At 35.3% G+C, this 21114-nt stretch carries 19 protein-coding genes; 11 read left to right on the top strand and 8 right to left on the bottom strand.

The genetic code is table 11. The features are described from left to right. Positions 1-35 precede the first annotated feature (35 nt). The 3 genes from G508_RS20500 to G508_RS0108545 all read right to left on the bottom strand — a co-directional run bounded on the left by G508_RS20500 (position 36) and on the right by G508_RS0108545 (position 2293). Positions 36-158: a hypothetical protein gene (locus G508_RS20500; protein ID WP_281170218.1), complete on the bottom strand. Its 123-nt coding sequence runs from the start codon at positions 156-158 to the stop codon at positions 36-38. An 11-nt stretch (positions 159-169) separates the two neighbouring features. Beyond that, entirely contained in the window at positions 170-1705 is a 1536-nt protein-coding gene (locus G508_RS0108550) for a DEAD/DEAH box helicase (protein WP_026704931.1), read from the bottom strand. Positions 1706-1780: 75 nt separating this feature from the next. Then, positions 1781-2293 carry a DUF6155 family protein gene (locus G508_RS0108545; RefSeq protein ID WP_026704930.1) on the bottom strand — a complete coding sequence of 171 codons (513 nt, stop codon included), beginning with the start codon at positions 2291-2293 and terminating at the stop codon, positions 1781-1783. An 86-nt stretch (positions 2294-2379) separates the two neighbouring features. Here G508_RS0108545 and nhaA point away from each other — a divergent pair, with 86 nt between their 5' ends. Genes nhaA through G508_RS0108530 form a run of 3 tightly spaced genes read left to right on the top strand, consistent with a single transcriptional unit; the run spans position 2380 to position 5267 of the window. Next, positions 2380-3738: a Na+/H+ antiporter NhaA gene (nhaA, locus tag G508_RS0108540; RefSeq protein ID WP_026704929.1), complete on the top strand. Its 1359-nt coding sequence runs from the start codon at positions 2380-2382 to the stop codon at positions 3736-3738. Continuing rightward, positions 3731-4006 carry a DUF3817 domain-containing protein gene (locus G508_RS0108535; protein WP_026704928.1) on the top strand — a complete coding sequence of 92 codons (276 nt, stop codon included), beginning with the start codon at positions 3731-3733 and terminating at the stop codon, positions 4004-4006. The genes nhaA and G508_RS0108535 overlap by 8 nt, the downstream gene beginning before the upstream one ends. A gap of 4 nt (positions 4007-4010) precedes the next feature. Continuing rightward, positions 4011-5267, top strand: a complete 1257-nt coding sequence (locus G508_RS0108530) for a mechanosensitive ion channel family protein (protein ID WP_026704927.1) — start codon at positions 4011-4013, stop codon at positions 5265-5267. A gap of 54 nt (positions 5268-5321) precedes the next feature. Here G508_RS0108530 and G508_RS0108525 read toward each other — a convergent pair whose 3' ends face one another. Next, entirely contained in the window at positions 5322-5489 is a 168-nt protein-coding gene (locus tag G508_RS0108525) for a hypothetical protein (protein WP_026704926.1), read from the bottom strand. A gap of 176 nt (positions 5490-5665) precedes the next feature. Here G508_RS0108525 and fumC point away from each other — a divergent pair, with 176 nt between their 5' ends. Beyond that, complete coding sequence (gene fumC / locus G508_RS0108520) at positions 5666-7063, top strand: class II fumarate hydratase (protein ID WP_026704925.1); 1398 nt, start codon at positions 5666-5668, stop codon at positions 7061-7063. Positions 7064-7120: 57 nt separating this feature from the next. On the opposite strand, the gene G508_RS0108515 is transcribed toward fumC, so the two are convergent. Next, the gene (locus G508_RS0108515) at positions 7121-7819 is read right to left on the bottom strand and encodes a DUF1003 domain-containing protein (RefSeq protein ID WP_026704924.1); all 699 of its coding nucleotides are present in this window, start codon (positions 7817-7819) and stop codon (positions 7121-7123) included. 100 nt (positions 7820-7919) lie between these two features. After that, positions 7920-9002 carry a magnesium/cobalt transporter CorA gene (corA, locus tag G508_RS0108510; protein ID WP_026704923.1) on the bottom strand — a complete coding sequence of 361 codons (1083 nt, stop codon included), beginning with the start codon at positions 9000-9002 and terminating at the stop codon, positions 7920-7922. Between the two features lie 298 nt (positions 9003-9300). Here corA and hutI point away from each other — a divergent pair, with 298 nt between their 5' ends. Together hutI and G508_RS0108500 are read left to right on the top strand one after the other, a co-directional pair. Beyond that, on the top strand, positions 9301-10536 hold the full coding sequence (gene hutI / locus G508_RS0108505; RefSeq protein WP_026704922.1) for an imidazolonepropionase: 1236 nt from the start codon (positions 9301-9303) through the stop codon (positions 10534-10536). A 50-nt stretch (positions 10537-10586) separates the two neighbouring features. Then, positions 10587-11453: a hypothetical protein gene (locus tag G508_RS0108500; RefSeq protein WP_026704921.1), complete on the top strand. Its 867-nt coding sequence runs from the start codon at positions 10587-10589 to the stop codon at positions 11451-11453. 78 nt (positions 11454-11531) lie between these two features. Here the strand turns inward: G508_RS0108500 and G508_RS0108495 are convergent, their stop codons facing one another. Beyond that, positions 11532-12422: a hypothetical protein gene (locus tag G508_RS0108495; RefSeq protein WP_026704920.1), complete on the bottom strand. Its 891-nt coding sequence runs from the start codon at positions 12420-12422 to the stop codon at positions 11532-11534. A 137-nt stretch (positions 12423-12559) separates the two neighbouring features. Between G508_RS0108495 and G508_RS0108490 the strand changes: the two genes are divergently transcribed. The 3 genes from G508_RS0108490 to G508_RS0108480 are packed head-to-tail and all read left to right on the top strand — an operon-like array spanning position 12560 to position 14805. After that, on the top strand, positions 12560-13597 hold the full coding sequence (locus G508_RS0108490) for a formimidoylglutamase (RefSeq protein ID WP_026704919.1): 1038 nt from the start codon (positions 12560-12562) through the stop codon (positions 13595-13597). 52 nt (positions 13598-13649) lie between these two features. Then, a complete protein-coding gene (locus G508_RS0108485; protein ID WP_026704918.1) occupies positions 13650-14444 on the top strand; it encodes a HipA family kinase in 795 nt (264 codons plus the stop codon). Continuing rightward, entirely contained in the window at positions 14422-14805 is a 384-nt protein-coding gene (locus G508_RS0108480; RefSeq protein WP_026704917.1) for a DUF3037 domain-containing protein, read from the top strand. Before G508_RS0108485 ends, G508_RS0108480 begins: the two co-directional genes overlap by 23 nt. A gap of 73 nt (positions 14806-14878) precedes the next feature. On the opposite strand, the gene G508_RS0108475 is transcribed toward G508_RS0108480, so the two are convergent. Continuing rightward, the gene (locus G508_RS0108475; RefSeq protein ID WP_026704916.1) at positions 14879-15337 is read right to left on the bottom strand and encodes a response regulator; all 459 of its coding nucleotides are present in this window, start codon (positions 15335-15337) and stop codon (positions 14879-14881) included. 604 nt (positions 15338-15941) lie between these two features. On the opposite strand from G508_RS0108475, the gene G508_RS0108470 reads away from it, so the two are divergent. After that, on the top strand, positions 15942-17501 hold the full coding sequence (locus tag G508_RS0108470) for a hybrid sensor histidine kinase/response regulator (protein WP_026704915.1): 1560 nt from the start codon (positions 15942-15944) through the stop codon (positions 17499-17501). Positions 17502-17530: 29 nt separating this feature from the next. Beyond that, positions 17531-21100, top strand: a complete 3570-nt coding sequence (locus G508_RS0108465) for a response regulator (protein ID WP_026704914.1) — start codon at positions 17531-17533, stop codon at positions 21098-21100. The last annotated feature ends 14 nt before the right edge of the window (positions 21101-21114 follow it).

Here is a 21114-nt window from a genome sequence, read left to right as displayed (position 1 = left end):
GTGTCAAAGTTTAATAGAAGCCTAAAGTTATTGTTCTAGCCCTGATGGTGCTCCCGAAGCTTCGGGATTTGAGCTCTTGCAACTGCCGTAAGAGCTGTTGCAAAGCGAGTGGCTCCAGCAGGAACATGGTTTAAAAAAGGCCTACTGTTTTGCTTCAACTAAAAGAAAATTAATCCTCGTTAAAGATTTTTTCACGGTATTTTTTTCCGATCATCAGTGTAAGCTTGAGCTTGTAATCTTCGACCAACCATTCTCGGTAATTTTTGCTACAATGGCTCAAACAGTTGGAATAACGGCGAATTCTGCATTCGATATCGTCATTTAGTTCTTTAGACAGTTGTTTAGCTTCGTTAAGGGTTTCTGTATTGTCGACACACATCATGGCGTGTTGCTCGATGGATTTGTCGAGTACGACTTTTGAACGAAGATTGAGCGAAATGGCGATTCTATGTTCTTCATCAACATCGAAAGTTACGACTTCTGTTTTGGCAAATTTAGCTCTTAATTCAGGCGACATCTGGAATTTAAAATGTTGCTCGATTTCGGCATCGGCACGAAGATTTTCGAGATAAAACTCGGGCGATTTGAAGATGTGTTGCCAGTTGACAGGTTCGCTCCAAAGTCCGAAACGTGCTGCATTATTACCCAAATCGATTACGGAAAAAGTATCTTTGTTTTCCAATTTTCGAGAACCACGACCAATCATTTGGAAATATAAAGTCAGAGATTTTGTGGCACGATTCAAAATAATGGTTTCAACAGTTGGTTCATCAAAACCGGTGGTGAGAATCCCAACGGAAGTCAAAATGGCATCGGGCGTTTTCTTGAACCAGCTTAGAATTTCCTTTCGCTCTTCGGGATTATTGGTATTGTCGAGGTGTCGAATGTCATAACCCGCTTCCTTGAAAGTTTCATAAACATATAAGGAAGTATTGATTCCGTTATTGAAAATCAGGGTCTTTTTTCCCAATGATTTCTCGGTATAGGCGTGAAGGAGTTTTTCCTGCATGACCATATTCGAATATAAATCATCGGAAGATTTCACGGTATAATCGCCATTTATTCCAACTTTAAGCGAAGTCAATCCCACATCATAGCTATAGGTTATAGCTTTCGCCAAAAATCCGCTGTCGATTAAAGAAGAAATGGTGTCACCAACGATTAATTCATCGTAGTTTTCGTTCATCGGCATCTTGATGTTTGAACTCAACGGAGTTGCTGTCACACCCAGAATGAAAGAATTTTTGAAAGAACCAAATAGTTTTCGGAAAGAATTGTAATGGGCTTCATCGATAATCACCAAGCCTACATTTTCGATTTCAAGAAGTTCATCATTGAGTCGATTCTTTAAGGTTTCGACCATTGCAACAAAACAGGAATAATCTTCCTGATCCTCCAATTTTTTGATTTTACTGTTGATGATTTTATTTTTGACCCCAAAACCTTTGAGCATTTTGGAAGTTTGCTTGCAAAGCTCGATTCTATGGGTTAAAACCACGACTTTTTTATTGTGTTCGGCTAAATAACGACGAACAATTTCCGAGAAAATTACCGTTTTTCCTCCACCAGTTGGCAATTGGTACAACAAATGATAATTTGGAGGGGTATTAGCCATCCGTTCAAAAATGGCATCAATGTCTCCTTTTTGATAAGCATACAGTTCTTTTCTATCTTCTATTTCAATTTCTACGTCTTTGTAAAGCATTATCTTTTTTGGGATTTTTGCAAAAATACACCTAAAAAAGAGTTATCCGGCTATTTAAAAGTTAATTTTAAGAATTTAGTCAATTTGATCCTTAATCATTTCGAGTTCATAAACGTTTTCCCATTTTTGACGTTCGGCTTCATAGTAGATATCTAAAATTCGTTTTTTATAGTCGGTTACAATTCCGTTTGCAATCGTATAGTGCAAGACTTGTTCATATGATTTTTGGATGCTTTTGAAAAAAGAAGCGAATCGAACTTCGCGCTTTGCAGAGTATTTCATCGCTACTTCGATGGTATAGAGCATGATATCTGCGACAGCAAACGCATCAACCCCCAAAACCAGAAAATGCTTGATGATTTTTTGTGCCACGGAACGTCTGAGTTTTGGACGCTTACTTTTGGTAGGGAAATATTCGTTTGAAATTTTAATCTTCGCTTCCTGGATGAGTTTTTCTTCTTTTGGATTAAAAACAAAGTCATAGAAAACTTTTACTTCGCTGAATTTATCATAAAGCTCTAAAAGCTGTTCCTCAACTTGTTGCTTATCTAAAGAAGCTAAATATTTTTTTAAATCGCGTTTGCTCATTTCATTTTATTAAAATCATTAACACTTTCGTACTATTAAAATCAATGATAATACTTAATTTTGTAACCCACAAGAAAAAAAACAGAATGAACGACCAAATTAAGACCACTCCTGCAGAAAAATGGATTATCAATCCGGTTAATAATTTTATAAAAAAATCAACAACAGGCGGAATTGTATTGTTTGTTTCGGCCTTAGTTGCCATTATTTTAGCCAATTCTTCACTTTCTGATTGGTACCATCATATTTGGGAACACAAAATTGGTTTTACTTTTGATGGAGCAACCTATCTGAATTATACCTTGCACCATTGGGTGAATGACGGTTTGATGGCTATCTTCTTTTTTGTGGTTGGACTTGAACTGAAGCGTGAAATTGTGGGAGGTGAGCTGTCGAATCCTAAAAACGCGATGTTGCCAATTGCAGCAGCTGTTGGCGGAATGATTTTTCCGGCTTTAATTTATGGAATTTTTAATTCTGGAACAGAATCTTCACATGGTTGGGGAATTCCAATGGCTACTGATATTGCCTTTGCATTGGGCGTTTTATATTTATTGGGAAATAAAATTCCAACTTCGTTAAAAGTTTTCTTGACAGCTTTAGCTATTGTGGATGATTTGGGTGCGGTTTTAGTTATTGCCTTTTTCTATACTGCAGAAATTAATTTCCCTATGTTGTTCACAGGAATTGGGTTTGTTGTTTTCTTATACTGTAGTAAGGCTTTCGGTATTCGTAATACTATTTTTTATGCAATTGTTGGCATCTTTGGTGTTTGGTTGCCGTTCTTGCTATCGGGTGTTCATGCCACGATTGCAGCTGTTTTGGTAGCCTTTACAATTCCTGCTGATTCTAAAGTAGATGAGATCTTATTTATCGATAAAATCAAGAAGTATCTAGAAAAATTCAAAAATGCTGATACAACCAATAAACCTACGTTAACCGAAGAACAGCTGCATCTTTTAGAGAAAATCAGAGTCACTACTAAGGATGCCATGACACCTTTGCAACGACTGGAACATGGGATGCATTCGCTCGTAAGCTTTGTTATAATGCCAATTTTCGCATTAGCAAATGCAGGAGTGACATTTTCGAATGATATTTTAGCTGAGACAACAAGCAATGTAACCCTTGGAGTTGTTTTTGGACTCGTTGCTGGAAAAGTAATTGGTGTTTTTGGAGTTTCGCTCGCGATGATTAAATTTAAGATCGCCAATATGCCTCAGGGATTAAACAATATGCATTTATTTGGCGTGGGATTTTTAGCTGCAATCGGATTTACCATGTCTCTTTTTGTGACAAATCTTGCTTTCAATAATCCTGAATATGAATTGCAGGCTAAGTTAGGAATTTTCATTGCCTCTACAATTGGCGGACTAATTGGTTTTTTTATATTAAACAAAAATAGTAAATCGACAAACATAATCAATTCAAATACAAATGCTTAAATTTTTTAAAATCATTGCCTTGTTGGAAGGTGTTTCTTTTTTAGTTTTATTGGCAAATATGCTTATCGTTAAAAATATCAATATAGATCTTTACAAATCGTTGTTGTTTCCTATCGGAATGGCACACGGAATTTTGTTTATAGCCTATATCATTTTGGCGATTATGCTCAAGTTTGAATTAGATTGGGATTGGAAAAAATTCAGCATCATTATTTTAGGTTCGCTTGTTCCTTTCGGTACCTTTTATATTGAAAAAAAATACCTCTAGATAGATGCTAAAATTGGCAGAAAATATATTTGGCTGGACCTATAAGCTTTTGAAAGGCTGGGATTTTAACGATACCCTTACCTCCTATTTGAGCTTAACAGTGGATATTATCCTGCTTTCTGTTGTAGCTTATATTATTTATTTGGTGTTTCGATTTACATTGGTAACTGCAATGATAGTAATTGCTCGAAAGACCAATACCAAATTTGACGATTTATTGGTTTCCAATAAAACTGCAAAATATATAGCACATTTGATTCCGCTACTTTTTATTTATAAGGCAGTTCCAGTCATCCTGAAAAACTTTATTTATTGGGAAGGTGTTTTTGGAAAATTAATTGGAATATATATCGTTCTCTTGGTTTTGTGGATCATCCGAACAATTTTTAATGCACTTCGAGATTATCTAAAACAGCAGCCGAGATACAGCGACAAACCTATCGACAGTTACATACAAGTTATCATGATTGTACTGTGGACATTTGGAATTGTGGCCATTATTTTATACTTGTTTAATATTTCTGCGAAAGCATTACTGACCACTTTTGGAGCTATTTCTGCTATAGTTTTGTTGATTTTTCGTGATACTATTCTCGGATTTATAGCAAGTATTCAGGTTTCAGTGAATGATATGGTGCGAATTGGCGATTGGATTACGATGGAAAAATTTGGTGCCGATGGTGATGTAATCGAAATCAATCTGGCAACGGTTAAAGTTCGAAATTTTGACAATACAACATCAACAATTCCAACCTATAGCTTGATATCGGATTCCTTCAAGAACTGGAGAGGAATGTTCAATTCCAAAGGACGAAGAATTAAAAGGCACGTATTGATAAAAGCCAACAGCATTCGTTTTTTACAAGAATCAGAACTGACAGAGCTTAAAAAAATACAATTAGTAAGCAATTATATCGATCAACGTCAAGATGACATCAACAAATATAATATTGCTAATAATATTGATAAAACTCTTTCTGTAAATGGCAGAAACCTGACCAATTTTGGGTTGTTTAGAAAATACATCAACCAATATCTAGAACAGCATCCTGGATTGAATAAGGACATGCTGATGATGTGTCGTCAATTGCAATCAAATGAATTTGGAGTTCCTCTTGAAATTTATGCCTTTTCAAACGACAAGACTTGGATCAACTATGAATACATTATGGCCGATATCTTCGATCATATTATTGCTTCGGTCGTTTATTTTGATTTGGAAATCTATGAATTGCCTTCAAGCAAGAGTTTCTTAGATTGATAAGAATAAAAAAGGAAGCCCGTTGGACTTCCTTTTTTTAGAAACAAACAATTATTAAATTGCCTGCTCTTTTCTTTTAGCTCTCTTTTCTTTAACAAGTTCCATGATCGCTCCGCCAATCCAATATTGAACGAAACCTACCAAGAAAATCATTAACCAAAAACCTATGGTCAAAATGGTTAAAAAGAGGATAAAACCTAAATACTGTTGAAATTCAAACATGTTTTTTCCGGAATTAGTGAATTCAATGTCAAAAGTACTCCTTATATTTTTAGTTACCAATAAAACAGCCAAAATATTTTTTTAAAACTGCTTAAATCCATAAATTTGGACTCGGTTTTTTAGGGATACTACCCTATTTTAAAAGCAAACAAAATATAAAACAAACAACAACAATCATGGAATACAGAATTGAAAAAGACACGATGGGTGAAGTAAAAGTTCCCGCAGATAAATATTGGGGAGCCCAAACAGAACGTTCAAGAAACAACTTCAAAATCGGTCCGTCGGCTTCTATGCCAAAAGAAATTATCGAAGGTTTTGCTTATTTGAAAAAAGCTGCCGCTTATGCCAATTGCGATTTGGGTGTTTTGCCAATCGAAAAAAGAGATGCAATTGCAGCTGTTTGTGATGAAATCTTGGCTGGAAAATTAGACGATGAATTTCCATTGGTAATCTGGCAAACAGGTTCAGGAACCCAAAGTAACATGAACGTGAACGAAGTTGTAGCCAACAGAGCTCAGGTTCTTGCCGGACATAAAATTGGCGAAGGCGAACAATTCATCAAAGCTAATGATGATGTAAACAAGTCACAATCTTCAAACGACACCTACCCAACCGGAATGCACATTGCGGCTTATAAAGCGGTTGTAGAAGTTACTATTCCAGGTGTTGAGAAATTAAGAGATACGCTTCAAGCGAAATCAGAAGCTTTCAAAAACGTAGTAAAAATTGGAAGAACCCATTTAATGGATGCTACTCCATTGACACTTGGTCAGGAAATTTCTGGTTATGTAGCTCAATTAAACTACGGTTTAAAAGCATTAAAAAATACTTTAGCACACCTTTCAGAAGTTGCTTTGGGAGGAACTGCCGTTGGAACAGGTTTGAATACTCCAGAAGGTTATGATGTGAAAGTAGCCGAATATATTGCAAAATTCACAGGACATCCATTCGTTACAGCTCCAAATAAATTTGAGGCTTTGGCAGCTCATGATGCGATTGTAGAAACACACGGAGCTTTGAAACAACTGGCTGTTTCGTTAAATAAAATTGCAAATGATGTGAGAATGATGGCTTCAGGACCACGTTCAGGAATTGGCGAAATCTTGATTCCAGAAAACGAACCAGGTTCTTCGATCATGCCAGGAAAAGTAAATCCTACACAATGTGAGGCATTGACAATGGTTTGTGCTCAAGTTATGGGTAACGATGTTACGATCACAATCGGTGGAACTCAAGGTCATTATGAATTGAATGTTTTCAAACCTTTAATGGCTTCAAATTTCTTGCAATCGGCTCGTTTATTAGGAGATGCTTGTGTTTCGTTCGACGAACATTGTGCTCAAGGAATTGAACCAAATTATACCAGAATCAAAGAATTGGTTGATAATTCATTGATGTTGGTAACAGCTTTAAATACAAAAATAGGATACTACAAAGCTGCTGAAATCGCTCAAACAGCCCACAAAAACGGAACTACTTTAAAAGAAGAATCAGTACGTTTAGGCTATGTAACTCCAGAAGATTTCGATGCTTGGGTAAAACCTGAGGATATGGTTGGAAGCTTGAAATAATTTTCAAATTATACTAAATAAAAACCTGAAGTTTATGCTTCAGGTTTTTTTATACATCTATTTTTTTTCCTTCATCTTTTCCAAAATATCCTGCATCATATCCATTTGCACCTTTTGAATTTCAATCATCGATTGTTCCTGATGCAATAATAAATGATCTATTTTCTCATGCAGCATCCTGATTTCCAATTCCGATTTCAGATTAATCATATAATCTTTTTTCGCTCGGTCGCGGTCTCGTTCTTCAGTCCTGTTTTGACTCATCATGATTACAGGAGCTTGCAAAGCAGCTACACACGACAAAATCAAGTTCAACAAAATAAACGGATACGGATCAAAACCTTTATTAGCCAAAATAAAAACATTTGCAGCAATCCAAATCATTAAGAAGGTTAAAAACGAAATAATAAAAGTCCAGCTTCCGCCAAAAGAAGCTACTTTATCGGCCACTTTCTGCCCAAAGGTAAAATCCTGAATTTCATCATCCAGCTTGTCAGAAAGGGTTGCATTATCGTTCAAAGAATCCACAACCGTTTGTTCCATGGCCGATAGTTCGCCCGTTTCTTTCAAGAGCATTTCAGCAATATATTTTTCCCTGAAGGAATGCAGTTCACTCATCGACATGCATTTTTCACCTTCAAAATCTGGATGTTTTTCCTTTATAAAATCCAAAATCGATTTCCGAACCAATTTTGCCGAAACCTTCTCTGCTTCCGCATATTCCTTCCCCGAAATATCACTTACAAACTTTTCCATAATCAAATATTAAAAAAAAATAAACCATTAAGGCATTAAGATTCATTAAGTGCTGTCTTAATCCCTTAATGGTTCAAACCTTAACTTCTTAATGTTAAAATCAAAACCATTTCTTCCTTCTAAAATAATAAACCATCCCAACAACGGTCAAAAACATCACCCCCAATACAATAAAATAGCCATTCTCACTTTTCAATTCCGGCATGTTTTCAAAGTTCATTCCATACACCCCAACAATAAAAGTCAACGGCATAAAAATAACAGAGAAAATCGTCAGCGTCTTCATTATCTGGTTCATTCGCTGGCTTTGCATCGAAAAAAAGATATTCGAAGCACTTTCGAGCGATTTCAAATCATAATCAATCTGATCTAAAATCTCCAAACTCTTTTGGTGTAAACGGGCAAAAAAAGTATAATTGGCTTCCTCAATTCCAGCAAATTCATCATCGTGACGGATACTTTTCAAGTTAAACAAAGCATCCCGAAGCGGCACAATAGCCCGTTTCAAGAAATTCAAACTCTCCCGCTCCTTCTCTATCCGCTCCAAAACTTCTGATTTATGATTGCTCTTCGCCTCAATCAGCAATTCCTCAATCGTATTTTCATTGCTTTCAATCGTGATATAAAAATTTTCCATCACCGCTTCCAGCAACAAATATAGCAAGTAATCACTTTTTTTCTTTCGCACCAAACCGCTATGGGTCTTGATTCGTTCCCGAATATGCGTAAAAAAATCGCTCTTCTTTTCCTGAAACGAAACCAACAAATTATCCTTTAGTAAAAAACTAATCTGCTCCACCCGAACCACATCGGCATCCTCCTCCTGCAAAATCGACTTGATGCTAAAAAACAACATGTTATCAAGCTCCTCCATCCGCGAACGCCTGGAAACATTCAAGACATCACTTATAATAAAAGTTTCCACTTCCAGAAACTCCCCTATTTCCTTGATCAATTCCACATCATGAAGCCCGTGAACATTCAGCCACTTCACATCTTCCACTTGCAACGGATCCGAAATTTCCTTCTTCACCCGCTCCAACGACACCTTTTTATACTCCTCATACCCCAAATCGTCATACACAAACAACTGCATTTCAACAGCATCCGTCGTATGAACCCCAGTATATTCAAAAAAATTCGGCTGAACTTTTCGAACCTTCTTATATTTAATTCTCCTCAAAGCACATTAATTTGTCATAAAGATAGGAGTTTTTAAATTTCCATTTTACATTTACAAAATAAATTCAGTAGCACAATTAGGAGCGAAAGGCTCGGGCTTTATCGGAATCCATATTCCTGCTGGAGCCACTCGCTTTGCAACAGCTCTAACGGCAGTTGCAAGAGCTCAAACAATGGCACCATCAGGGCTAGAGAACATTCAAAACGCATACTTTTAAACTTTTAAAAAGAAATAAACAGAAACATTTTCCGCAATCAGCGAAAACCCAGAACCTTAAACCTAACACCTTAAAACTTTAATGAGAACACTCCTCACCAACATACAAGAACTCCTTCAAATCAGAGAAACCAACATCCAAAAAGTCTCAGGCTCAGAAATGGCTGTACTTCCAACAATAAAAAACGCTTATCTTTTAATCGAAGACGAAATCATAAAAGACTTCGGCCCAATGGAAAGCCTTCCCGATTTCGAATATGATAAAAAAATAAACTGCCAAGGAAGAACCGTCCTGCCAACCTGGTGCGACAGCCACACCCATATTGTCTATGCCGGAAGTCGCGAACAGGAATTCGTAGATCGCATCAACGGATTGACTTACGAAGAAATCGCAAACCGAGGTGGCGGAATTCTAAATTCAGCAAAAAAATTAAACGAAACTTCCGAAGAAGAACTCTACAACCAATCAAAATTGCGTCTCGAAGAAGTAATGCAACAAGGAACCGGAGCCGTCGAAATCAAATCAGGTTACGGATTGTCAGTTGAAGGCGAAATCAAAATGCTCCGTGTCATCAAACGTCTAAAAGAAAATTACCCAATTGCCATAAAAGCCACATTCCTTGGAGCACACGCCTTCCCTACTGAATTCAAGGAAAATCATGCTGCTTATATTGACTTAATCATCAACGAAATGCTTCCCAAAATCGCCGAAGAACAACTCGCCGATTATATCGATGCTTTTCTAGAAACTGGTTACTTCTCAGTCGAAGAAACTGAAAGGATTATGGAAGCAGGCTTAAAATATGGCTTGCGTTCTAAAATCCACGTCAATCAATTCACCGCTATCAACGGAATTGAAGCTTGCGTAAAACACAATGCCCTCTCGGTTGACCATCTCGAAATCGTGACCGACGAAGATATCGAAGCCTTAAAAAACTCCGAAACTATGCCGGTTGCCTTGCCAACTTGTTCCTTTTTCATCAGCATTCCCTATACCCCAGCCCGAAAAATGCTTGATGCCGGTTTGCCATTGGCCCTAGCCACAGATTTTAATCCAGGCACAACACCATCAGGAAACATGAATTTGGTGGTAGCTACAGCCTGTATCAAAATGAAAATGACACCCGAAGAAGCCATCAATGCAGCCACAATTAACGGAGCTTACGCCATGGGACTTTCTGAAACGCATGGTAGTATCACAGTCGGAAAAAAAGCGAATCTTATTATTACTAAACAAATTGCTTCATTTTACCAATTGCCGTATGCTTTTGGAAGTAATTTGATTGAGAATGTGATGATTAATGGAGTGATTGTATAAGTTTTAAAGAATTAAATAATTGTGGTGTTAGAAATATAATTCTCTTTAAGATGAAGCAAATACTTTTAATATTATTTATAATTACTCTACCAAAAGTATATTCTCAAAAAATTGAGAAAAAAATTGGAGCGTTTACCATAACTGAAACTGGATATTCATTTAACGAGAAAAATAAAAAGCGAAAAATCAGTAAATCCAAATTTTACTTTGATGATTATGGTAAAATTCTCGAAAAAATCGAATATGGCAGACATCACTACAACAAATTAAATGTCATTGGAAAAATTGAACAATTTTATTATAACAATGAAAAGCTTGTATTATCGAAGAGTTATAATTCATATTGTAAATCTTGTGAGTATTATCAATTCTACACCAAATACGAATATAATAAAGATCAAATTTTAATTACCGAAAAGACCTATCATAGCCAAAATGATTCTTTATCTATGGAGGTTAAACATGTAGATAAATCAAATATAAAAGAAAGTCATTTTGGGCAATCAACATTTTATCAGTACATCTACGATTCAGAAAATAAGCTCACACAACTTAATCAAGTTTTTGAAGACACAAAAAAAATTAGATGGCAATACATTTATGAATATCTTGATAGTTGCAGAATTGGAAATTTCCAAACCTATTATGGAGATGGAAAAGAAAATTCAAAAAAAGAAATTGAATGTTTTGATTCACAAAAAAGATTAATTTCAAAAGAGATTATCAATAACTATAAAACAAAGATTATTTATAGCTATTCTAAAAAAGGTATCCTAAAAGAGATAAAAGAATATCAAAGCTTTGGTAATTCAGAATATAAACTATCACATAGTTTGAAATTAAAATTTAAAGGTAAAGCAGAGAAATTGACTAACGATGCCTTGATAAAAATAAATACGGAACTAATTGGAACATAAAATTTATTAAAAAAAAAGAAAAGAGTCCGCCGTAAAGCGAACTCTTTTCTTTTTTGAATCAATAATTAACTAAAATTCTTATTTCAGCGTGAAACTTGTTTTGGAAACCAAATCTCCCTTATCAAAGATGTTTACAAAATAAGTTCCTTTCTCAAAATCAACGCCTTTTCCGTCAAGGAATTCACACACATCAACGGCTTCATTGTTATAAGCTACAGTAGTCGTAAAACTATAAGTAAGCGACATATCGCCAAAGTTTTCGGTTTTCTTTTCGCCTAAAACATTGTTCTTACTGTCAATAATCTGAATATAATACGTTTTGTCTCCAGATTTTGCAATAGAATTGGCTGCCAAAGCAAAACAAACTTTCAATTGATCAGCTCTTCTAGCTTTTTCAGTTTCAATTTGCTTACCAGAACTTCTCACTTTTATCGCCTGAGTTCTCAAGTTCATCACGGTTACTTTCGAACCTTTTTCAACCGTTTTGGCTAAATTTTCATTTTGAACAACCAAAGTATCGTTAAATCTTTTTGCTTCACCCAAAACAATTACCGTACTATCACGCTCGGTTGTTAATTTTTGGTTTTGCTTTTTGAGTTCGTCATTTTCGGCAATCAAAAGCTTCATGTTGCTTTGCAACTTGTTATATTGATCACGGTATTTTGCCATTGAAGCCGCATCACCTTTCGATTTTTTCAAATCAGCAATCAAGTTTACTACCTTTTCTCTTTCGGCAACTAAATCATCCGAAAGGGTTGTATTATCAGCAATTGCCTGATCATAAGTAACTTTTAATTCTTCAAGTTGTTTGAGAACATCTGCTTTCTCACCTTTTTCTGTAGTTAATTCCGTCTGAAGTGCATTGGCATCAGTTGTCATTTTAAAAATATAGGCCAAACTACCTGCTAGAAGAAGAGCTAAAACAACAACAATTGCTTTCAGGCTTGAATTATTGGTTTGATTTTCCATAAAGTGTAAGTTTTAATAAATACTTGGGATTAATTCTTAATTTTACTTTTAACAAATTTAAAATAATATTGAGCTGTGTCAATCTTATTAACGTAAGTTTATACTTTTATAGTATTTTTGATGCACAAAATAAACGTATGGAAAACCTAATCCCATTTACCCTTGCAGACCTTGCAAAGATTACCAACCATAGAAGCGGCGAAATTAAGTTTGGCGAAAAGATGCACACCGTCCCGAAAGATAGTTCGGCAATGGAATTTCTAAAAACCTGCGAAGCAAAGTATGTATTGTTTGGCATTCCAGAAGATATTGGAGTCCGTGCCAACTATGGTCGTCCAGGAACGGCTTCGGCTTGGGAAAGTGCCATAAAAAGTATTGCAAACATTCAGCACAATCGCTTTTGTAAAGGAAGTAGGTTGCTCGTTTTGGGTTCGCTTGACGTAAAAGAAGAAATGGAATCGGTAAAAAATCTTGACTTCATGAATTCTGATGATCGGGTAAAACTCAGCCAAACCGTAGAAAAAATTGATAAGGAAGTGGCCCATATTATTTTCAACATTGTAAAAGCTGGAAAAATCCCTATAGTCATTGGCGGAGGCCATAACAATTCCTATGGAAATATAAAAGGTACGGCTTTGGCCAAAGGAAAACCTATCAATGCCATTAATTTTGATGCCCATTCTGATTTCAGAATTTTGGAAGGAAGACACAGCGGAAACGGTTTTTCGTATGCCTTTGAAGAAGGATTTCTCAAAAAGTATTTTATTTTCGGACTCCATGAAAGTTATACTTCGAAAAGCGTTTTGGATATTATCAAGAAAATTGAAGATCGTGTTCGTTATAATACCTATGACGAAGTGAACATTCGAAAGCAAAAAAACTTCGATCAGGAACTTTTTCAAGCTTTAAATTTTATAAAAGGTGACGCTTTTGGATTAGAAATCGATTTAGATTCCTTGCCTAATATCGCCAGTAGTGCCATGACAATGAGCGGTTATTCAGTCGAAGAGCTACGTTTGTTTATTAGCTACTTCGCACAAAATCAAAATGTTGCCTATTTGCATATTTGCGAAGGTGCTCCTGATTTGGGAGAAGAAAAAAACAATCATCTCATCGGAAAATTAATTGGTTATCTCGTAACTGATTTTATAAAGGCCAATCATAAAGAAGAATAATTCAAATTCATTTCAAAAAAACGATGTATTTTTACTATTCTTAAAATTGCTTATGACTGCCCTACCCCAATTACGAACAATAAATGTCACCCGGTATATCACTCCTTTGCGAGAAGGTGGCTCCTTGCCTGCTCTTTCTGAAGCCGATGATGATTTTAAATATGTATTGAAATTTAAAGGTGCCGGGCACGGTGTGAAAGCTTTGATTGCAGAATTGCTAGGTGGTGAAATTGCAAGAACTCTGGGTTTGAGAATTCCCGAATTGGTTTTTGCCCATCTTTCAGAAGACTTTGGAAGGACTGAAGCCGATGAGGAAATTCAAGATTTATTGCAAGGAAGCCAAGGAATGAACTTGGCATTGCATTTTTTATCAGGAGCGATTAATTTTGATCCGGTTGTTACCAATGTAGATGCTGAATTAGCTTCACAGATTGTTTGGCTCGATGCCTTTATAACCAATGTTGACAGGACTTTCCGAAATACCAACATGATGATTTGGCATAAGGAGCTTTGGCTTATTGATCATGGTGCTTCTTTCTATTTTCATCATTCTTTTACCAATTGGGAAAATCATGCTAAAAGTCCGTTTGCTTTGATAAAAGATCATGTTTTATTGCCAAAAGCTTCTTTGATTGAAGAAACAGACAAGGTTTTCAAGGCTTTATTGACAGAAGAAAAAATCAATGCCATTGTTGAATTAATTCCTGATGAATGGCTTCATTGGGAAGAATCGGACGAAAGTCCAGAAGCAATCAAGAAAGTATATTTTGACTTTTTGATGACACGATTAGCCCATTCAGAAATCTTTATAAAAGAAGCACAAAATGCAAGACAAAAATCTATATGAATATGCCGTTATTCGCGTTGTTCCAAGGGTTGAACGTGAAGAATTCGTGAATGTAGGCATTATTTTGTTTTGCAAGAAATCACGGTTTATAAAAGTCTTATTTGAATTAAATGTTGAAAAAATCCAATGCCTCTGTTCAGAAATTGATATCGTTCAGCTGGAACTGAATTTACTTTCACTTCAAAAAATTGCCCAAGGCGATAAACAAGGTGGACCAATTGCTTCGATGGAAGTTCCGGAACGCTTTAGATGGTTGACAGCAGTGAGAAGTTCTGTAATACAAACCTCAAGACCACATCCTGGATTATCCAATAACTTGGAAGTTACAATTAATAGATTATTTGAAGAATTGGTTTTATAATCCGATTTTGATTAAAAACATAAAAACCCTCAAAAAGTATTCATTTTGAGGGTTTTATTTTTATATAATTGTTCTAAACTGATATTACAAAATTTGATAAATCTAGACCATTGCTGGTATGATATTGCCACTGCAAGCTTAAAACATATTTAAGTGTACTTTTTAGGTTTTGGAAATCATTTGGCTTCACGATATAGCAATTTGCTCCGTTAGCCAACGTGTTTTCGATATCCTTGTTAGCTGATGATGTCGAATAAATTGCAACCGCAATATTATTGTATTTTTGATGTTGCTTGAGTCTTTTGAGTGTTTCCAGACCATTTAATATTGGCATATTCAAATCCAGAAACACGATGTGTGGTATATCTGTTTCTTCAGATTCTAGATGATCTAATAATTCTTTACCGTTTTCTACGGTAACTACTTTCGAGTCAAAATCCAATTGCTTGATTGCCTCTTCAAAAAAACTACGATCATCAGGATCGTCATCAGCCAAAATTATTTTTATTATTTTCTGATTGTGTTTAAGCATATTTTAGTACCTATTTTATTTGGGGGTATCGCTATTAAAAAGACTTTAAAAATTGTTGAAAATTTCATTGATTTTTAACAATCGTCTAATATTTTTAATAGTAGTGCAATTTCAAAAAAAAAAATCATTCTATTAAAAAAAAAGATTATAACATATTTTTCAAATGTTATAAAATTTCAATCTACAGAAACTAAGCTTAGTTGATCATAAAAAAACGCAATTTTGCAAATAATGTAAAAAAAGCGTTTATATTCCAGTACTTTACAAACCAAAAAAGGAATATTAAAAAAGATTATGAAGTCATTAATAAGTTAAAATGTGAAAAAATATGTTTTTTCAAAAAGTCTAATACTGAACTTGCTTTTTGATTCTTTAACAATTTTTAATACTTTTGGATGGTTGTTGTGAAATTTAAACAATTTATAAAATTTCAGTAAAACAATCTACCCAACCCATCCTAATTACTATTAATGATCTTGCATCAAAATTTTAAAGTTATTCAGTTAAAAGAATGCGACAATCATCGATATTCGCTATGTTTCCCTTTCCAAAAAGTTCAATCTTGTGTAATTCCAGCATTTGTTATGGATAATATCTTTGATTTATGATACTTATCGTTGACGATATAAAAGCCAATATAATTGCCTTAAAAAAAATATTGGAACTGCACAATTTGCCTGTTGATACAGCTGAATCCGGTGAAGAAGCTTTGAAAAAAATCCTAAAGGTGAAGTATTCACTGATTATTATGGATGTTCAAATGCCTGGAATGGATGGCTTTGAGGTGGTGGAAACACTGTCTGGAAGTAATCGAACGAAAGATATCCCTGTCATCTTTTTATCAGCCATCAACAAGCAAAAAAAATACATCTCAAAAGGATATGAAACGGGTGGTGTAGATTATATCACAAAACCCGTAGATCCTGATTTATTTATTCTAAAGGTAAAAACGTTCCTGAAGTTATCCGAACAAAAAACCGAACTCGAAAACATTCGCGACATCCTCTCGAAAGAAATTGAAATCAGGAAAGAAGCTCAGGAAAATCTTTCGCACCAAATGGAAGAACTTCGTTCAGTGCTACAATCCTTGCCAGAAATTGCCTTTATTGTTTCTAAAGAAGGCCCCATTGAATATGTAAACGATAAATGGTTTCACTATTCGGCTGATGCCAAAACCTTTCCAGAACCGCATCCAGATGATCATCATAATTGTATGAGTTGGGAAACTCACTTTGCAGAAGGAAAGGAATTTGCTTGCGAAATGAGAATTCGTCATCTAAGTTCTAACGAGTTTCGGTACTTTAAAATGAAGATTCTTCCAATCAGGCATAATGATTCAATATCACGTTGGGTGGGAACTTTTACTGACATTCAGGAACAAAAACTGGCAAATGAAATTTTGGAAATAAAAGTTGCTGAAAGAACCCGTGAATTGATAGCTAAAAATGAAGAGCTTGAATTTAGTAACCATGAATTGCAGCAATTTTCTTGGGTCGTTTCGCATGATTTAAAGGAACCAGTCCGAAAAATCGAAATGTTCATCAAACTCTTGAAGGAAAAATATTTGATAGATGATGAAAAAGCCTATGATTATGTTAGACGAGCTCTAGGATCTGCCGAGAGAATGTCTAATCTAATTAGCGATTTGCTCGATTATTCCAGACTTTCTGCTGATGTTCCTTTCAAAAATATTGACCTGAATAACGTTTTGCATGAAGTTTTATCTGATTTTGATTATTTGATTGAAGAAAAAAATGCTGTCATAAAGGTCAACAATCTTCCAACCATTAAAAGTATTCCGAGTCAACTGCGTCAAGTTTTTCAAAATTTAATAAGCAATTCGCTCAAATTTGCTAAAGCTGACATAGCTCCTGAAATTATAATAGATTCAGAATTTATAACCGAAAAAAACTTTGAAAGTTCCGTCTCTCCTACTGGAAAGTTTTGTCGAATTACGGTAAAAGACAATGGTATTGGTTTTGACGAGAGTTATTTGGATAAAATTTTCATCATTTTCCAAAGTCTCAACGATAGACAAAGCTATGAAGGAACCGGAATTGGTTTGGCCATAGCCAAAAAAATAATTGAAAAACACAACGGATTAATCACAGCAAAAAGCAAACTTGGAGAAGGTTCTAGTTTTATTATGATCTTACCCGTTTAAAATAGTTTTACCTAATCGCATTTTTTTATATGAATAGCAATTTTAAAAGAAATTTAATAATAAGTTCAAGTATTTCGATGCTGTTGTTGATCGTTAGTGCTACTGCATCTTATTTTAGCATCCGAAGCCTCATCGAAAGCAACAGGTTGGTCAATCACACTCACGAAGTGCTCTACAATATAAATTCTTCGACCTTGGTCATGCTCGATGCTCAAACTGGAATGCGAGGTTTTTTGGTGGCTGGTCGAGAAGATTTTTTAAAGCGTTATGTAAATGCTGAGACCGAAACCAATAATTATATCGATCAGCTTCAAATTCTAACGAAAGACAATCCTGTACAGCAAAAGAATATACAAGAATTAAAAGCCTTGAAAAAAGTTTTTTTTGATTATCTAGCTATTAGAATTGATGAAAAACGAAAAGGTCAAATTGTTGAGGCTACAGTACTTGATGAAGGTAGACGACACATGGATAACATCCGAAGCCTTTTTAAGATTATGGAAAATCAAGAGCAAACACTTTTGAAAGAAAGAATTGCTACTTCGGAACGATTTGGAAACTACAGCTTGATTCTCATCATAGTGGCTTCGGTAGTTGCCATTATTAGCAGTCTTTTATTTTTTAGCAGAATCTTGAATGACTTCACAACAAGAGTCAAACTCCAAAGTGAGCTTGAAAAAAGCGAAAAGGAAACAGCCGAAAGAATACGTATCATAAGTGGTGTAGCAGGACAAATTTCTCAAGGAAATTATGATATTAGAATTGATACTACTAAAAGTGATGCTTTAAGTAGCATAGGTGATTCGCTTAACAACATGGCAAAATCACTGCATCATTCTTTTACAACATTATCCGATAAGGAATGGCTTCGAGCTGGTGTTGCAGAAATGAACATGGTCATGATTGGCGAAAAGACCTTAGAACAACTTACCAAGGACATTATTGAATACCTTGCGATATATACCAATAGCAATGCCGGTGTGATATATCTTGTAGAAGGTGACAATCTTAAAGCAACGGCTGGTTATAGCTATATATGGAACAAAGAAAGAGAAATCTTTAAAATTGGAGAAGGGCTAACAGGACAAGCTGTTTCCTCGGGACAAATGATGCAATTAAAATCTATTGCTCCAGAAGATATCAAGATTTCTTATGCTTTAGGCGAATTAAAACCAGGTCATGTGGTGGCGGTTCCTGTGATGGAAGATAAAATCAATGGCGTATTTGAACTTGCCACTTTAAAAGAGTTTAAAAAACGTGAAATCGAATTCCTTTCTACAGTTGCCAATAATATCGGAATAGCTATTAAAGCTGCACAAAACAGAAAACGCGTTCAAGAACTTTTGGAAGAAACCCAAGCCCAATCCGAAGAATTGCAAACTCAACATGGCGAACTAGAAAGTATGAATGCCGAACTTGAAGCCCAAACTGAAAAGCTTCAAGCATCAGAAGAAGAGCTGAGAGTGCAACAAGAAGAATTGCAGCAAACTAACGAAGAGCTTGCAGAAAGAAGTGTTTTATTGGAAGAAAAAAACATGGAAATCCAAAAGAAATCGGAAGATTTGGAACTTACAACACGTTACAAATCAGAGTTTTTGGCCAATATGTCGCATGAGTTGAGAACGCCTTTAAACTCAATTCTATTGCTAAGCCGATTACTCTCTGAGAACAACGACAGCAATATGAACGAAGAGCAAATTGAATTTGCAAAAGTGATTCAAAGTTCAGGAAACGGCTTGTTAGGACTTATCGATGAGATTTTGGACCTTTCTAAAATTGAGGCAGGAAAAATGGATCTTGAGCTGATGGATATTACCGTTGGGGAAGTTACAGGAAGCTTGAATGATTTGTTTCATGAACTTGCAAAAGATAAGGGAATTGAGTTCAGAATCATTTCGAAAGAAGCTCCACTTGTTATCAAAACCGATAAAATGAGGCTTGAGCAGATTCTGAAAAACTTAATTTCTAATGCCATCAAATTTACGGCTCAAGGATCTGTTACACTTGAGATCAAGAAAAATCCGAAGGATCCGAAATTTATTTGCTTTAGCGTAAAAGACACCGGAATTGGAATTCCAAGAGAAAAACAACCACTAATTTTTGAAGCATTTCAGCAAGCAGATGGTTCAACCAAACGAAAATATGGAGGAACTGGACTTGGACTTTCTATCAGTCGTGAACTTGCAAAATTATTAAAAGGAGACATCACTTTAATCAGTAATGTGGATGAAGGAAGTGAATTTATTCTTTCTATTCCAATTATAGGAACTTCATCAATACAATCAAGTGAAAGCTCACAACAATCTTATAATGAGATAGAAGTAGAAAGTAAAGAAATTGTTGAAAAACCAATTCACAAAGAAAATAAATACCTAAGTTCACATATTCCAGAAGATGTTCCCGATGATCGTGAAATGATTCAGGAAGGCGATAAAGTCATTTTGATTGTGGAAGACGATATTAATTTTGCAAAATCGTTATTGGACTTTGCCAGAAAACGTCATTATAAAGGAATAGTTTCGGTTCGAGGTGATCATGCTTTAAACTTAGCCATCGTTTACAAGCCTGTGGGTATTTTGCTTGACATCCAATTGCCTATAAAAAGTGGTTGGCAGGTTATGGAAGAATTAAAAAACAATTCACAAACCAAGCATATTCCGGTTCACATCATGTCTTCTCATAAATTGAAGCAAGAAAGTTTATTGAAAGGTGCTGTAAATTTCCTTGATAAGCCAGTTGCTTTCGAACAAATGCCTGAAATTTTCAAGAAAATAGAACACATTATCAACCGTGAGTCAAAAAAAGTCCTGATCATTGAAGACAATTCAAAACATGCCAAGGCTCTCGCCTATTTCTTGGAAACCTATAATATCAATTCGGAAATCAAAAGTGAGATTAGTGATGGTTTGGAAACATTGAAAAAAGCCGATGTAGATTGCGTTATCCTCGACATGGGAGTTCCGGACAAGCAAGCTTATGAAATACTTGAAAGCGTTCGAAAAAATCCAGAACTAGAAGCACTTCCCGTGATTGTTTTTACAGGAAAAAGCCTTTCTATGAAAGAAGAGCTGAAGATTAAAAAATATGCCGATTCAATCATTATCAAAACGGCACATTCCTATCAAAGAATGCTTGACGAAGTATCGCTATTCATGCACTTGATGGAAGAAAACAAAACAACAAGTGCTCCAAAAAAGCGAAACCTTCTGAACAATATCTTGAGTGAAAAAACCGTTTTGGTGGTAGATGATGATGTGAGAAACATCTATTCGCTCACAAAAGCACTCGAAGCCTTAAAAATGAATATCATCACCGCCATTGATGGAAATGAAGCCATTGCAGCATTAGAAAAACATCCTGAAATTGATGTCGTTTTGCTAGATATGATGATGCCCAACATGGACGGTTATGAAACTGCAACAATCATAAGAAAAAACCCTAAGTTAAAAAATCTTCCTGTGATTGCCGTTACTGCAAAAGCAATGACTGGTGATCGGGAAAAATGCATCAATGCAGGTGCGTCAGATTATATTACAAAACCTGTAGATGTAGATCAGCTGCTATCCTTATTGAGGGTTTGGCTGTATGACCGTTTTTAATTTATAGTTTTTTA

The organism is Flavobacterium soli DSM 19725, assembly GCF_000422705.1.
GTDB lineage: Bacteria > Bacteroidota > Bacteroidia > Flavobacteriales > Flavobacteriaceae > Flavobacterium > Flavobacterium soli.
This window is presented reverse-complemented; position numbering and strand designations above follow the sequence as displayed.